This window comes from Sphaerospermopsis sp. FACHB-1094, from assembly GCF_014696195.1.
GTDB classification, from domain to species: domain Bacteria; phylum Cyanobacteriota; class Cyanobacteriia; order Cyanobacteriales; family Nostocaceae; genus Sphaerospermopsis; species Sphaerospermopsis kisseleviana.
In genome coordinates this window covers 1-14,312 of sequence record NZ_JACJPT010000125.1, presented here as the reverse complement: position 1 = coordinate 14,312, position 14,312 = coordinate 1, and the positions used below count along the sequence as shown (strand labels likewise).

Here is a 14,312-nt window from a genome sequence, read left to right as displayed (position 1 = left end):
CGTATTATATATCAAGTAGTTGATTTTTTCCTAAAAATATATTGATTTTTGTCAATATAAGTATAGTTTTGTCTATGAAATTGTCAACTTAGGACTTGCTCACTGAAGTTTCAAACACACCCACAGGACAAGCAACATTAGTACCACCTAAACCACAATAACCACCGGGATTTTTAGCTAAATACTGCTGATGGTAATCTTCAGCATAATAAAACTCAGGTGCATCTAAAATTTCTGTGGTAATTTTGCCATAACCTGCTTTTACTAACGCTTGTTCATAAGCATCCTTGGAAGCTTCCGCTAGTTGTTTTTGTTCTGGGGAATAAACATAAATACCAGAACGGTATTGAGTACCGACATCATTACCTTGACGCATCCCTTGGGTGGGATCATGACTTTCCCAAAAGACTTTTAACAGTTGGGAATAACTAATAACTTTGGGATCAAACACCACAAACACCACTTCATTGTGACCGGTCATACCAGTGCAAACTTCCCTATAGGTGGGGTTGGGTGTGTAACCAGCAGCATAACCAACCGCAGTGCTGTAAACTCCGTTTTGTTGCCAAAACTTGCGTTCTGCACCCCAAAAACACCCTAAACCAAACATCGCAGTTTCCATACCTTCAGGAAACGGAGGTTTTAAGGGGTTTTTGTTGACAAAGTGTGTTGCAGGTACGGGCATTTTTTCTGTGCGTCCTGGCAGTGCTTGTGTAGGTGTGGGCATTGCCACTTTTTTACCAAATCCGAATAATCCCATTGTTTTTGATGTATTTTATGTATGATGGCTTTACCTTTATATTGTAAGGATTTTGGTGATTGCTGGAAATATAGATAATAATTATGATTAAACCTCTAAAACCAACTTGTTGCGAAGTTACACAAAATCATCAAATCCATTCATTCATCTAATTTCATCTGCGTTCATTTTCTATTACATCACAAGCATGAACTAAAGGTAATAATGGACCCATTTGTTCTTGTCCATTGACAGCTAAATCACTGTGACATAAATAAACTCTTTGGGAAACACGCGCTAGTAAATCTGCAATAATGCGACGTAATCTTTGCGTTTCTGCTGCTTGTTCATCTGCTGCTGTCCAAGGTTTTCCTAACCTATCTTGTAAAAATAAAGTAGCACCAAATAAAGTAGCTGCACCACCTTTAGCCCAAAGAGGTGAACCCGCATCTAGCCAAAAATGCCATTTGTGATCTCTATGACTAGCACGATATTGGAAAATGGTAGCTAAGGTAATGGCTTTTTTTGCTTTTCCTATAGGACGAATGGGGTAGGGATTAGCAGTAATTGTACCACGTCGCAATAGTTGAATAAACTCGGCAATGGTATTATTTTGTATTATTGAGTTGGTAATTGTTTGTTTTAACCTGGTGTCTATTTCCCAATAATGTTGAGCAGTTTCTAATAATTCTCGTAATGCTGCTAATGTTGGAAATGGTGTATAATTATCTTTACACAAAAAGTCTTGCATTGCTTGATATAAAAGATTAACTGGTGTGTAAATTACATTTTCTTTAACTTCTGTTTTCTGTTTTTCAATCCATCCCAATATTTCATTATAAGCTGTGGTTGCAGTATAGCCGATTCTATCCCAACGTTCAAAGGTTTTAATATTTAATAAATGGGGATTTTCTGGATGGGGTACAAAACAATGATCTGCTATTAAACCAGCACGCACTGGATCAATTTTTGGTTGTGGAAATTCTTTTTTTTCTCCATCTTTCCCATCATTGGTGTGACTGTGACTGAAAACAACTAACATTTCTGCCACTTCATCCCGATCTACTAATCTTCCTAAATTGGGATAAACTAAAGTAATTAAGGTGAGTAATGCTCTGACAGCGGGTGAACTAATTAAAGGACGTTGTTCATTGAGAGCTTCTACCTGAATATTTTGCTTGGTTAATATTTCCATGAGACTATAACGAGCGATCGCATCTAACCCAGGAGCGATAATTGCTATTTCTTCCGGTTCTACTTTTCCCGTTTTAATTCCATTAATTATCACATCTGTTATTTGTCGCAAAAGTTGAGCGCGAGAAGCAGTTTGAATACATTTTACCGACTTTGGTAAACTTAAAATTGTCATCGGTTCAGTGACTAATTCTATCATCGGTTGAACCAAGGTTTCAGCTAAATTAGCTTCAGGAAAACTCACTAACTTTTCTACCCGACAACGCTTTGCTAACCTGTTTAAATATTCAGGATCAGCACCTAAACCCCAACGCACTCCCCCATTAAAATTATAACTAAATGCTCCCACCGCACCCGCATCTAATAAAAACTCAAATAAGTGATAAGCTATGGCTGGATAATCATCTACATCATCAGCTATTATCATCTGATAACGTTTTTTTAAATGTTGTTGATAATCGCTATTAGTTAATAAATGTTGGTGATAAAGTTCGGTAATTAAACCATAAGTTAATAATCCTCTTTTTAAACACCAATTCCGCCAATCTAACAGCAAAGATGTGAAAAATTCTGGTTCTAGATTATTAGTATTTTCTTGTAAACCTGTTTGTAAAACTTTAGCAATATCTTCACAAGCTGTACCACTATAAGCTGCTAGTTGCCATAAGTCTAATATCCGCCTCACTAAGCGATATTCATTCACTCCTGCACGTCGCAAAGTTTCAGCATCTAATTGATAATTCCAACGCTTTGTTGCTAATTCTTGCTCTGTTTCTGGGCGCAATCTTACCGGAAATTGTGCTTTTATTTGTAAAGATTCTACCAATAACGGCCAAAATAAAATCACTTCATCTTGAATAAAACCCAAGGTTGTTTTTGCTCGAATAGGGTATTTTCCTGAAGTTAAAGTGACAATTTTATCAGTTAATAATCGGCGATTATCATCATTAGATGCTAAAACTAAAGCACCGGGTTCTGTTTGCAAAAGATTTGCGGTTTTAATTGCACTTTTAGCTTTTTTCCGATTTTGATTTTTCGGATAAAATGATTCTATATCTTGATTGTCATTTTGTTGCACCCAATCACAAAACTGTTGGGCTAAACGAGTAGTTTTTCCGCTGCGGCTAGTACCAACAATCCAAAAAGAATTTGAAACCACTAATCTACTCCTGATTATAACTTCTGCGTTAACTTAAATTTAGGAATCACCAAACAGTGTTAAATGAGCATTGAGGATGAAAAACCCTGTGTTTAGTGAAAAAATATACTCTTTTTTCCTGGCTGCTTACAGATGGTATTTACTGACACCAGAACGCTCTTTAGAGGAAGCTTATAAATCAGCTTTAAAAATTAAAGAAATAGAAGATCATCATTTTAATGGTAATAAAATTAGCAGTGATGCTGCTATGTACAGTAGTAGTGTCATGGATTATTTTCAAGCAGATTTACAAAAATTATTAAAAAATGTACGGATGCGGCTGACAGAGTTTAAAGCCAGTCGTTGGTTTTCCAATGAATCTAAGCAAAAAGCAGCAGCCAAAGCAGGTATAGAATATTCCAATGCGGCTTTAGTTTTAAAAAAGTTAGAATTCATTGATCAAGTCATTGGTAAATATACAAATGACGCTGTAAATGATGTTCTAGAAAACAATTCAGAAAATTTAGTAAATCCATCTATAATTGTAGCAGAAAATAAAGTAAGTAATCAACCAATCACACCAAAACCTGTAATTAAAAACAACAATAATAAACCCAAAAGAAAAGCTGATTCTACAGGAGTTTTACCGCGTTCAATTCTAACAACTATTACTCGTTTGCAAGCGGAATTAGATCCCAGTTCGGAACAAGAAGTAGTGCAGAATTTTCGGCAGACGCAAAAAATCACAATTATCTCTGTGAGATTTATTTTACTATTAATTATTGTGCCACTTCTCACCCATCAAATAGCTAAGGCTGTGGTAGTAGGTCCTGTAGTTGATCGTTTTAGAGGTTCAGAAACAGAACAGATTTTTATCAATGAAGAAATGGAAGAAGAAGCACTAATAGAACTGCAAAGATTTGAAGAAAGAATCAAGTTTGAAAATTTGATTAGTAATGCACCACCGCTATCATCGGAAGTGCTAGAAATTAAAATGCAAGAAAAAGCACAGGAGGTAGCAGAGGAATTTCGGCGCGAAAGTGCTAATGCGATTAAAAATGTGTTTGCAGATGTTTTTTCTGTAGTTGCTTTTGTCTGGTTGTTGCTGATCAGCCAATCTTCTATTTCAGTTCTCAAAGATTTCTTTGATCATGTAGTATATGGCTTGAGTGATAGCGCCAAAGCATTTATTATTATATTATTTACTGATGTCTTTGTCGGCTTCCACTCTCCCCACGGTTGGGAAGTAATTCTGGAAGGTTTATCACGACACTGGGGTTTACCAGCAAATAGGGATTTTATTTTCTTATTCATTGCGACATTTCCCGTGATTTTAGATACAATTTTCAAATATTGGATTTTCCGTTATTTGAATCGCATTTCTCCTTCCGCTGTTGCTACTTACCATAATATGAATGAGTAAATTTCAGGAGTCAGGAGTTCTAGGGGCGAAGCATTCGGGCGACCAATTATCAATTTTATGAAAAGGCTATTTTCCTGTAAGGGCGAAGCATTCGGGCAACAAATTATCAATTTTATGACCAGGCTATTTTCCGAATGCTTCGCCCCTACTTCGCCCCTACTTCGCCCGTACAGGAGTCAGAATAATTGTCAAAATTTTCCAATCAGAATAAAAGAGAATAAATTAATTCCATGAAAAAGATATTTAATACAACTTTTAGCTTACCGTTTTTTTTCACGATTTTTTTCTTGGAAATGCCAGCGATTAAAAATCGAGACACAATTCCTCCCGAATGTCAAGTAACTAAGTGGAATTTACCCACAGAGTTGAAACCAACAGCTTTAAAAACTGAAAATACTAAAAATTTACCTGTACTTGTACAAAGATTACCGGTTGGTTGTTGTGAAAATGATGATTCTTGTTTAGATGCAAGGATTTATGATGGTGAACAAGAAGAAATAGCGGATAAAAAAGCATTAATAAAATCTATTGATCAGAGTTTAAAATATTTAAGAACTCGGCGGGCTGCGGCTACTTATCAAAGATATAAAATTTCTGGAATTACCAGAGATCGTGTTTATCGTAGTTTGCAAAGATTCAGACAATTAGTATTATCAACTAATTCGCCTCAAGAATTACAAACAGCTATTGAAAAAGAGTTTGTTTATTATCAATCTATAGGCAGAGATAGTCAAGGTACTGTATTATTTACTGCCTATTATGAACCATTATATTTAGCTAGTCGAAAACCAACCAAAGAATTTAAATATCCTGTTTACCGCTTACCACCTGATTTAAAATCTTGGACTAGACCTCATCCCACTCGATTAGAATTAGAAGGTGCAGATGGTTTACAAGGTTCTCAAAGTAAATTAAAAGGTTTAGAATTATTTTGGTTTAGAGATAGATTTGAACCTTATATTATTCAAATTCAAGGTTCTGCACGGTTAAAATTAACAGATGGAACAGAAACAAGTATAGGATATGCTGGGAATACAGCCCATAATTATAAAAGTTTGGGGCGGACATTAGTAGAGGCTGGAAAATTACCTGAAAATGGCGTAACCATGCCCACAATTTTTGAGTATTTCCAAAAAAATCCCCAAGATTTAAATGTTTATTTACCCAGAAATAATAGCTTTGTCTTTTTCAGAGAAACCTATGGGAGATCGGCACATGGTTCTGTTGGTGTACCTCTGACTCCAGAACGTTCTATAGCTACCGATAAATCTTTAATGCCTCCTGGTGCTTTAGCTTTAATTCGCGCACCTTTTCCTTTTGTTAAAAATAACGGAGAATTGGACAATCGGACAGTTAGCCGTTTTGTATTAGATCAAGATACAGGTGGTGCAATTAAAGGACCAGGTAGAGTAGATTATTACTTGGGAACAGGAGATATTGCTGGCGATCGCGCTGGTGTGACAGTCAGCAATGGACAATTATTTTATTTGTTGTTGAAATAGGGAATAGGTGACAGGTGACAGGTGACAGTAAATAGAAATGGGAAGATGTGAGAAATATTTACTTCTACCAAAGATCCCCCAAAGATACCCGACTTCTCCAAGAAGTTGGGTATCTGAAAATTAACCTACTCCATCAACATTAACCTTACAGGATCTAAATGTACATACCAAGGAAAAGGTTTGTCTTTAATTGTCACCCATTTTTCCTTATAAACTTCTGCTTGTAGATGATAATCATGAACATTTTCCGCTGGAGAATGCAACTTTAAAAATAAAGTCATGCGGTGAGGAGTTTCGCTAGTTCTCACCAACCAACAAGGAAAAGTATTTTCCAGATTTGCATCATTTTTAAACACAATTTGATGGGCGCGAATCCCAACATGAGATAAATTTTCAGGAATAGATTCTACAACTTCTAAAGTACAACCCCAATCAATTGCTTCTACTTTTTGGGATGACAAAACAACAGCGCGAGAAAAATTTTTACATCCTGTAATTTTTGCCACATTCATAGTAGCAGGATGTTGGAAAATTTCATATTTAGAACCATGATGTGCTTCTTTTCCGTCTTCTAAAACTAACAAATTAGGACACAACCTATAGGCTTCTTCCATGTTATGAGTAACAAATAAAGTCACACCAGAATAATCAGCTAAAGTTTCTGTCATTTGTTGTTCTAACTGACTTCGTAAATGTGTATCCAGGGCAGAAAATGGCTCATCTAAAAGTAAAGCTTCTGGTTGACTTGCTAACGCTCTCGCTAAAGCTACCCGTTGTTGTTGTCCTCCTGAAAGTTGGTGAGGATAACGATTACCTAAACCCTCTAAGTGCATGGCTATTAATTGCTTTTCTACCTCTACTTTAAGATTCCCATTTGATAATTCTGTAGGTAAACCAAAGGCGATATTTTGTGCTACTGTGAGATGAGGAAATAAGGCATAATTTTGAAATAAAAAACCGATTTTGCGTTGACGAACAGGAACATTAATTCCTTTTTCTGAATCAAATAAAACTCTATTATTTAATACGATTCTGCCTTTATTTGGTGTTTCTATTCCAGCTAAACACCGGAGAATCATACTTTTACCTGCGCCAGAACTTCCTAATAAACCTAAAGGTTGGTTATCCGTATTAAAGGCAATTTTCAGATGAAAACTTGAGAGGTTTTTTTCAATATCTATCAATAAACCAGATGTCAAAGAATTAGGAGGTAAAGAAAAGGATTGATTTTCTGGTTTTATTGTTGCAATTTCTGCTTTATTAGTGCGTCTAATTTTCTGCTTGCGGTCTTCCCAGAAGTTAGTTAAAATAATTCCTGTTAAGGAAATTGAAACAATAATAATTGCCCAAAACCAAGCTTCATTCATATCCCCAGCTTCCACAGCAAAATATATCGCCATTGGTATATTCTGCGTTTGTCCAGGAATGTTACCAGCTAACATCAAAGTTGCACCAAACTCACCCAAAGCACGGGCAAAAGCTAAAGTTGCACCTGCTAAAATACCAGGAAATGCTAAAGGTAAACTTACCCGCCAAAATATAGTAAATTCCTTAGCGCCTAAAGTTCTCGCTACTCTTAATAAATTAGCATCAATTTGTTCAAAAGCACCCAACGCAGTTTTATACATTAATGGGAAAGAAACCACCATTGCAGCGATCGCCGCACCATACCAAGTAAATACAATAGTCACATTAAAAGGTTCTAATAATTTACCAGCAAGACCATTTTTACCAAAAAATAGCAGCAGCAAAAAACCCACAACCGTAGGCGGTAAAATTAGCGGTGCAACGAATATCCCTTCAATTATAGATTTCCCTTTACCCCGATATCCCAACATCCAGTAAGCAGCACCAACACCGAAAAAGAAGGTGATAAAAGTCGCTAAAAATGAGGTTTTCAGCGATATCCAGAGGGGTGATAAGTCCTGTGGCATAATTCTGTATATTTCCAACTTAGTTGGTAGTATATCAGGGAATAGGGGAAAATTAAAAGCCCGCAGGGAAATTAATTTCCTTGCTAATAGCTAAAGTCATCTAAAAATGACTAAATCATGGGAAAATTCCTTAGTAAACTTTAGTTTACTTTGGCTATGAGACCGGAAATTCATTTCCGGGCGGGCATGGTAGCTAACAGATAAGCCATTCGTAATATCATTATTTCCTAATTCATGGAATTAAATCACCCTTACTTAATTCAATAATAGTATTGATAAATGCCTTTAATTCAGGACATTGATTAACAGAAACCATTAAATCTTGGTCTTTCAAAATTCTCGCACCATCACGAATTTTATTATAACTGCGTTGACATTTACCAGTTTCACATACTTCTTTAATTCTATAAGATGGTGGATTTCCATGATTTACCTTTTCCGGTAAACCTGCTGGTGCTGACTTATTAGATTTTGCTAATTTCTGAATTGTTGACCAATAAGGTAATAACCAAGCTTCAAAGTCATGCTGCGCTACATGGGGATAAAAATTAGGATTATTCCCTACCCATTCTCGCATTTTCGCTTTAGCATCTTCCCCATCTTTAAAATCATTAGTTCCTGTATAAACATCAGTTAAAGCAATTACCGCATCAAAAGCATCTTTACCTATCAATAAATTTTCAACAATTCGTCTTAGTTTATCTCCTTTAGGAATGCGTCCATCATGGGGAATAAACTTGAGTTTGGGCATTTGCTGTAAACGTGATTTGAGAAAATATAATAAAACTGGCTTAAAAGCTGTTTCTGTTGCACCCTCAACTAAAATCGCTATTTTCATGGACGACCACCTATTAAATTCATCGCCCAAAGTTCATCTAAACTATAATCTTCTAACCAATGTTCTAAATTAAAAGTATCACCCCAAGTCATAGTAGTTAAACCATCTTCTGCATCACAAACTAACACTTCTTGAGGTTTCAAAAATCTAATTAATCTATCGGAATGAGTGGCAACAATTAGCTGAGTTTTTTGTGAAGCTTCTCGCATCACATCAGCAAGTAATCTTAATAATTCTGGGTGTAAACTAACTTCTGGTTCATCGATCAGAGTGACAGCAGTTAAACCAGGACTTAACAACAATGTGATTAACCAAATAAACCGCAAAGTTCCTTCAGAAAGTTGGTGCATATAAAGAGGCTTAGAAAAATTTTTATCTTTCCAAGTCATTGTAATAGTTCCTGCTGCTACTGGAGGAAAACCTAATCTTTCAAAATCTGGAAAAGCCGCAGCAAGGGTATCTTCAATAATTTCAAATCGTTCTGGTTCAGTTTCTCGTAAATAGTACAGACAGGAAACTAAATCTTCACCATTAGCACGCGGCAAAGTTGCAGGACGCATTGACTGTGGTAAACGCACAGGACTTTTAGGAGCAACATTCAATGCACCGTAAAATGTGCATGATGCTAATTCTTTACGCAGCGTTTCCGGTGCTTTATACATTTTGGGAACTTGAGCAAGAGATGTTTCTAAGGGATTATGATCCCAATTTGGGCGTAATAATGCTCTGTCTTCCGTATTAAAATATTTTACATCCAATCCACGAGATTCAATATATTTGAATGGCTCTACAGCATGAGGGTTATTTTGTTGAGTTAGTGTTTCTATTGCAATTTCATAAGTGAAACCTTTTAGAGCAACTTCCAGTTGGTAATTAAGTGGTGCATACCCTGGTACACTCATGGACAAAGAAATGGTTATACTATTAGCTCTATCACGAGTAACAATATCAGGTAGTCCACCTAATTCTGAAATTTTATTTGCTAATTGAGCATTTGCTGATGCTGCTAAAAGTGAAAAAATTTCTAATAAAGAAGTTTTACCTGCACCATTAGCACCAATCATGACTGTAAGAGGACGATCTCGCATATCTAGTTGTACATTAAATAAGCGACGGTATCCTTCAATAGTTATACGTTCAAATGAGTTCATAATTTAACTCTTGCCAATAACCATAAATCAATATTATTTTAGCATTTGACTGATTTTTGTCCTTTTTCAATGTAATAATTACATCATACTTAAAACATCTCTGTTCAAAATAATGCTGAATTTTTAATAAATCTTTATAAATTTATGTTTTTGTCACTACTTAACCCATCATAAAAATGCGCACCATAACCAAAACCCAAAACCTCATCATCTCTTTCATCTCCCTGACTGCTATCCTCACCACCCAAGCAGTATCAGCTACCATCAACGTACCTGTAAAAAGCAAAACTGCAATGGTGACATCCGCCAACCCCTTAGCAAGTGAAGTTGGACTTTCAATATTAAAAAAAGGCGGAAATGCGGTAGATGCAGCAGTAGCGACAACCTTTGCAATTTCCGTAGTTGAACCATTTTCCGCAGGTATTGGTGGCGGTGGTTTCCTACTATTTCATTCTCAAAAAACCGGAGAAATTAAAGCTTTAGATTTTCGGGAACGCGCACCCATCAAAGCAACAAAAAATATGTATTTAGATGCTGATGGTAAAGTAATTCCCGGTGCAAGTACCAACGGTTATTTAGCAGTAGCAACTCCCGGAACTGTAGCGGGTATGTATGAAGTACATCGTCGTTATGGCAAGTTACCTTGGCAAGAAGTTGTTAAACCATCAATTGCACTGGCTAAAAATGGTTTTATTATCAGTAATAGAGTTTCTTGGCTTTCTCTCTCCCGTTTTCAAGACCGTAAACCTAAAATTCTCAACAACCCAGCAGCCAGTAAAATCTTCACTCGCAACGGTGAATATTATCAACCAGGGGAAAGATTAATTCAAAGTGATTTAGCAAAAACTTTAACAGAAATTTCTGAAAATCCTCAAAGTTTTTACACTGGAAAAATTGCCAAACTTATCGCTGATGATATGGCAAAAAATGGCGGTTTAATTACTCTGGAAGATTTAAAACAATATCAACCAATTTGGCGCGATCCTGTTTGTGGCAACTTCCGAACAGCAAGAGTTTGTTCTATGCCACCTCCATCATCAGGTGGTGTACATTTATTACAAATGTTAAATATTATTGGTGACACAGACTTAAAATCATTAGGATGGAATCACCCAGACGCGATCCATTTAATGGTAGAAAGTATGAAAATTGCTTATAGCGATCGCGCCAAATATTTAGGTGATCCTGATTTTGTTCAAGTCCCCGTTTCTGAACTAATTAGCAAAAATTACGCCCAAAAACGTCGCCAACAAATTAACATGAAAAAGGCGATACCATCAACAGAAATAAAACCAGGATTGAAAACAACAACAATTCCTGAAAAAACAGAAACCAGTCATTTAAACGTAGTTGACGCAGACAGAAACGCCGTTAGTTTAACCTTCACCATTAACTTAGGTTTTGGTGCGGGAATAGTCACACCAGGAACAGGAATAGTGTTAAATAATGAAATGGATGACTTTGCAGCCGCACCAGGAGTACCAAACGCCTTTGGGTTAGTTGGTAACGAAGCTAACAGCATCGCCCCCCGGAAAACACCCCTATCCAGTATGACACCCACTATCGTCACCGAAAACAACCGCTTGCGTTTAGCCGTCGGTTCTCCCGGTGGTAGCACCATCATCACCCAAGTATTGCAAATAATACTCAACGTTTTGGAATACAAAATGGATGTGGGTGCAGCCGTTTCCGTACCACGCATACATCACCAGTGGCTACCCGATGTGTTACTTGTCCAGTCTTGGGGTTTAGATGCGTTAACCTTGCAAGACTTACGTCGTCGGGGACACAAAATCAAAGAAACTGCACCTTGGGGTAATGCAAATGCGATCGCAGTTACAGAAAATGATACATTAGAGGGAGCCGCAGATCCCCGTGGTGAAGGTTCAGCTAGTAGTTATTAATATTGCACCATTGATTCTGCAAAATTATCGCTAAACTCATTTGCCCGTGCGCTAGGAACTAATGTCCAGCCCGCTTTCAGCAATTTTTGATAAGTTGCCCAACCCTTAGAACCACCGGGTATTTGATAATCAGGAACAGAAAATTGAGGAAACGCCGTATAAGGCCGCCAAGGTTGACCAGGAGAAGTCTGCAAATGTAAGATTTTTTCACCATCATCACCAGACTTAGATAACCAGCACATTTGTCGTTGCATGGTAAACTCCTTTGCGTTTAGCTTATGTTGCATTAAGACAGGATTGTGTTAATACCTGCCTCATTTTTGTGAGAGAAATTATGAGTCTAAAAGGTTAGACTAGAGGAATTTGATATTATTAAACTCAGGTAAATTTCTGAAGAAGATAGACTCCTATATGCGGTTTTCCGCGAGATGAGAAGACAAACACAGAACAAAAAGGTTGTTCTCAAAATGTTTTCTTCCAGTACAAGATTTTTTTAATGTTAACCATCGTTTTTTTGATTGTATGTATCAATCACTACGATTTTTCCAAAAATCTCCAAAAATAATCTATAAGTTCTTCTTTTCACAGATATAAGGATATAGCTAGGGAGTAGAGAATAAGATCCCCAACTTTTATGGAATATGATCACTCCTGACTCCTGACTCCTTACCAACTAACTTTCCCTAAAAGCTAACAATTGTTCATCATTTATTCTGCCTACTTCGTGTAGAGTAGTCACAATTTCCGAAATAGTTAAAACCGAATGACCACAATAACCATTTGCTTTTAATCTATCTTTAACACCCTTTTCATGATCAATAAAAACCACAATATCATTAACCTTTAATCCCACAGATTGAATCTTTTCTGCTCCTTCCATCACACTTTTGCCACTGATCAGAATATCATCAACCACTGCAACCGTTTCGCCAGGATGGAAGTTACCTTCAATGACTCTGCGTGTACCATGTGCTTTCACTTCTTTACGGGGAAAAATCATCGGACAATCCAACCTTAAAGATAAACCAGTTGCAGTAGGTAAAGAACCATAAGGAATACCAGCCAACCTATCAAAAGTTAGATTTTTTAAAATCTCCTCATAAGCACTAAGCACCTGATTAAAAACTTGGGGATTAGAAATTATTTTCCGTAAATCAATGTAATAAGGAAAAGTCGCCCCTGAAGCTTGGACAAATTCCCCAAACATAATACAACCAATATCAAAAAGTTGTAAAATCAAATCTTGATGAGGATGTTTATCTTGCACATCAACATCAGAAAACCAAACTTCACAACTAGAAGCATCATGGATAAATTCACCTCTAAATTCATTAATCTCTCTGCGTAAAAATTGAATTTCTTCAGATAGATTTGCACTTCCTAACATATCTTGAGAAACAGGTATTAACAAACCATCACCGTTAGCATTTAAACCTGCTGCCAAAATTTGTTTAATATTACCTTCCCCAGCCCAAATACTCCGTGCCATAATAATTCTTTCGGGAGCAAGAGAACGAATAGATTTTAAAACTTCTGCATTTGTAGTTCCCACTTCTAAACATAATTGTTCAGGAGTTCCCCAAGTTTTTGATTCTTGAACAACCTGTAAATAAAGCGGTGAATTATGAGGATATTGTTGTACAGTGGCAGCACCAGGATTAGAAGTACAACATAAAATAAATACAGATTTATCAGGATAAACTAAAAAAGGTGCAACATGATCCTGACCAGTATAGGGACTAAGAGTAACCGCGTCTACCTGCCATTCTGTAAATATTGAATGGGCGAAAACACTGCTAGTATTTAAATCACTATGTTTAGCATCTAAAATAATAGGAATGTGACTAGGAATAGATTTTAAAATTCTCATTAACAACTCTAAACCCGGCACACCCAAAACCTGATAAAAACCCAAAGTTGGTTTATAAGCACAGACAAAATCAGCCGTTTCCGCAATCATAAATTGCAACCAACTTTCTAAACCTGTAATTAAATCAGATGATTGATAACGGGCTGGAATCATCTCAGGATTTGGATCAAGTCCCACAAATAGTAAACTTTGATTTTGGACAATGGTCGTATTTAACTTATCAAAAAAATTCATGTTTAATTTTTTCAGTAATTTGATTTTGAATTAAATAATTGTAGCATAAGTTGAGTTTGACTCTTAACCGTCCTTGAGGCAAGGTATGAAAGCATAAGGAGGCGTTTACGCCTCTGTGCTATAATCATTCTCACAGGAACGGTAATCAACCTGTATAAAAACCTAACTGCCTAACGGCAATCTGTACCTTGACAACTAAATCTATGGGGTTCTACTTCGTAGTTCTAGTGCCTCCTGGAAGTAGGTAAAAGATTTACAGGTGCTAGACTTGTGTTGAGCGCACTTGTACTGAGCGACTTGTACTGAGCGACTTGTACTGAGCGACTTGTACTGAGCCTGTCCTGAGCCTGTCCTGAGCCTGTCCTGAGCCTGTCCTGAGCCTGTC

Annotated in this window: 10 protein-coding genes; 3 read left to right on the top strand and 7 right to left on the bottom strand. The window is 36.7% G+C overall.

From position 1 onward, the window contains the following. Positions 1-88 precede the first annotated feature (88 nt). Both msrA and H6F47_RS23705 read right to left on the bottom strand, forming a co-directional pair. The gene (gene msrA / locus H6F47_RS23710; RefSeq protein WP_190651275.1) at positions 89-760 is read right to left on the bottom strand and encodes a peptide-methionine (S)-S-oxide reductase MsrA; all 672 of its coding nucleotides are present in this window, start codon (positions 758-760) and stop codon (positions 89-91) included. A 154-nt stretch (positions 761-914) separates the two neighbouring features. Then, positions 915-3,092, bottom strand: a complete 2,178-nt coding sequence (locus H6F47_RS23705) for a recombinase family protein (RefSeq protein WP_137666608.1) — start codon at positions 3,090-3,092, stop codon at positions 915-917. 76 nt (positions 3,093-3,168) lie between these two features. On the opposite strand from H6F47_RS23705, the gene H6F47_RS23700 reads away from it, so the two are divergent. Further along, entirely contained in the window at positions 3,169-4,494 is a 1,326-nt protein-coding gene (locus H6F47_RS23700) for a proton extrusion protein PcxA (protein WP_137666609.1), read from the top strand. 230 nt (positions 4,495-4,724) lie between these two features. Further along, the gene (locus H6F47_RS23695) at positions 4,725-5,996 is read left to right on the top strand and encodes a murein transglycosylase A (RefSeq protein WP_190651273.1); all 1,272 of its coding nucleotides are present in this window, start codon (positions 4,725-4,727) and stop codon (positions 5,994-5,996) included. A 125-nt stretch (positions 5,997-6,121) separates the two neighbouring features. On the opposite strand, the gene modB is transcribed toward H6F47_RS23695, so the two are convergent. From modB to H6F47_RS23680, 3 genes are all read right to left on the bottom strand, one after another. Then, on the bottom strand, positions 6,122-7,930 hold the full coding sequence (gene modB / locus H6F47_RS23690) for a molybdate ABC transporter permease subunit (protein WP_190346739.1): 1,809 nt from the start codon (positions 7,928-7,930) through the stop codon (positions 6,122-6,124). A gap of 232 nt (positions 7,931-8,162) precedes the next feature. After that, positions 8,163-8,768, bottom strand: coding sequence for a DUF4276 family protein (locus H6F47_RS23685; RefSeq protein WP_190651272.1), 606 nt, complete (start codon positions 8,766-8,768; stop codon positions 8,163-8,165). Next, entirely contained in the window at positions 8,765-9,919 is a 1,155-nt protein-coding gene (locus H6F47_RS23680) for an AAA family ATPase (protein ID WP_190651270.1), read from the bottom strand. Before H6F47_RS23680 ends, H6F47_RS23685 begins: the two co-directional genes overlap by 4 nt. A gap of 176 nt (positions 9,920-10,095) precedes the next feature. On the opposite strand from H6F47_RS23680, the gene ggt reads away from it, so the two are divergent. Next, positions 10,096-11,823, top strand: a complete 1,728-nt coding sequence (gene ggt, locus H6F47_RS23675) for a gamma-glutamyltransferase (protein ID WP_137666614.1) — start codon at positions 10,096-10,098, stop codon at positions 11,821-11,823. On the opposite strand, the gene H6F47_RS23670 is transcribed toward ggt, so the two are convergent. Both H6F47_RS23670 and H6F47_RS23665 read right to left on the bottom strand, forming a co-directional pair. After that, complete coding sequence (locus tag H6F47_RS23670) at positions 11,820-12,077, bottom strand: hypothetical protein (protein WP_096571802.1); 258 nt, start codon at positions 12,075-12,077, stop codon at positions 11,820-11,822. The genes ggt and H6F47_RS23670 overlap by 4 nt on opposite strands. Positions 12,078-12,496: 419 nt before the next feature. Beyond that, complete coding sequence (locus tag H6F47_RS23665) at positions 12,497-13,927, bottom strand: bifunctional orotidine-5'-phosphate decarboxylase/orotate phosphoribosyltransferase (protein WP_096571801.1); 1,431 nt, start codon at positions 13,925-13,927, stop codon at positions 12,497-12,499. Positions 13,928-14,312 lie beyond the last annotated feature (385 nt).

What these genes read in the sequence shown, in the direction of transcription:
- msrA (WP_190651275.1), bottom strand. Translation starts at nt 760, where the DNA reads ATGGGATTATTCGGATTTGGTAAAAAAGTGGCAATGCCCACACCTACA.
- H6F47_RS23700 (WP_137666609.1), top strand. Translation starts at nt 3,169, where the DNA reads ATGAAAAACCCTGTGTTTAGTGAAAAAATATACTCTTTTTTCCTGGCT.
- H6F47_RS23695 (WP_190651273.1), top strand. Translation starts at nt 4,725, where the DNA reads ATGAAAAAGATATTTAATACAACTTTTAGCTTACCGTTTTTTTTCACG.
- modB (WP_190346739.1), bottom strand. Translation starts at nt 7,930, where the DNA reads ATGCCACAGGACTTATCACCCCTCTGGATATCGCTGAAAACCTCATTT.
- H6F47_RS23685 (WP_190651272.1), bottom strand. Translation starts at nt 8,768, where the DNA reads ATGAAAATAGCGATTTTAGTTGAGGGTGCAACAGAAACAGCTTTTAAG.
- H6F47_RS23680 (WP_190651270.1), bottom strand. Translation starts at nt 9,919, where the DNA reads ATGAACTCATTTGAACGTATAACTATTGAAGGATACCGTCGCTTATTT.
- ggt (WP_137666614.1), top strand. Translation starts at nt 10,096, where the DNA reads ATGCGCACCATAACCAAAACCCAAAACCTCATCATCTCTTTCATCTCC.
- H6F47_RS23670 (WP_096571802.1), bottom strand. Translation starts at nt 12,077, where the DNA reads ATGCAACGACAAATGTGCTGGTTATCTAAGTCTGGTGATGATGGTGAA.
- H6F47_RS23665 (WP_096571801.1), bottom strand. Translation starts at nt 13,927, where the DNA reads ATGAATTTTTTTGATAAGTTAAATACGACCATTGTCCAAAATCAAAGT.